We start from the raw sequence: 1,401 nt of genomic DNA on the forward strand, positions 1-1,401 counted from the left end.
CATATAGTCTGAGACCTGATGCCGAGCCGATTGTGGCGAAGTGGATGATCCTATGCTGTCGAGAAAAGCCTCTAGCGAGTTTCATGGCGGCCCGTACCCTAAACCGACTCAGGTGGTCAGGTAGAGAATACCGAGGCGTTCGGGTGAACTATGGTTAAGGAACTCGGCAAAATGCCCCCGTAACTTCGGGAGAAGGGGGGCCACGCTCGGTGATTGGATTTACTCCATGAGCTGGGGGTGGCCGCAGAGACCAGCGAGAAGCGACTGTTTACTAAAAACACAGGTCCGTGCGAAGCCGTAAGGCGATGTATACGGACTGACGCCTGCCCGGTGCTGGAACGTTAAGGGGACCGGTTAGCTCTGATTCGTCAGGGCGAAGCTGAGAACTTAAGCGCCAGTAAACGGCGGTGGTAACTATAACCATCCTAAGGTAGCGAAATTCCTTGTCGGGTAAGTTCCGACCTGCACGAATGGCGTAACGACTTCTCGACTGTCTCAACCATAGGCCCGGTGAAATTGCACTACGAGTAAAGATGCTCGTTTCGCGCAGCAGGACGGAAAGACCCCGGGACCTTTACTACAGTTTGATATTGGTGTTCGGTTCGGCTTGTGTAGGATAGCTGGGAGACTGTGAACTCTGGACGCCAGTTCAGGGGGAGTCGTCGTTGAAATACCAGTCTGGTCGTGCTGGATGTCTAACCTAGGTCCGTGATCCGGATCAGGGACAGTGTCTGATGGGTAGTTTAACTGGGGCGGTTGCCTCCTAAAGAGTAACGGAGGCGCCCAAAGGTTCCCTCAGCCTGGTTGGCAATCAGGTGTTGAGTGTAAGTGCACAAGGGAGCTTGACTGTGAGACCGACGGGTCGAGCAGGGACGAAAGTCGGGACTAGTGATCCGGCGGTGGCTTGTGGAAGCGCCGTCGCTCAACGGATAAAAGGTACCCCGGGGATAACAGGCTGATCTTCCCCAAGAGTCCATATCGACGGGATGGTTTGGCACCTCGATGTCGGCTCGTCGCATCCTGGGGCTGGAGTCGGTCCCAAGGGTTGGGCTGTTCGCCCATTAAAGCGGTACGCGAGCTGGGTTTAGAACGTCGTGAGACAGTTCGGTCCCTATCCGCTGTGCGCGTAGGAATATTGAGAAGGGCTGTCCCTAGTACGAGAGGACCGGGACGGACGAACCTCTGGTGTGCCAGTTGTCCTGCCAAGGGCATGGCTGGTTGGCTACGTTCGGAAAGGATAACCGCTGAAAGCATCTAAGCGGGAAGCCTGCTTCGAGATGAGTATTCCCACCTCCTTGAGAGGGTAAGGCTCCCAGTAGACGACTGGGTTGATAGGCCAGATATGGAAGCCCGGTAACGGGTGGAGTTGACTGGTACTAATAGGCCGAGGGCTTGTCCTCA

At 55.5% G+C, this 1,401-nt stretch carries 1 rRNA gene (only partly in view); it reads left to right on the forward strand.

Annotated features, from left to right (window positions below):
* Positions 1 to 1,400, forward strand: a 23S ribosomal RNA gene (locus tag ACIPRD_RS32475); it begins 1,819 nt to the left of the window's first position.
* The last annotated feature ends 1 nt before the right edge of the window (position 1,401 follow it).

Source organism: Streptomyces sp. NPDC090108 (assembly GCF_044747185.1).
Classification (GTDB): domain Bacteria; phylum Actinomycetota; class Actinomycetes; order Streptomycetales; family Streptomycetaceae; genus Streptomyces.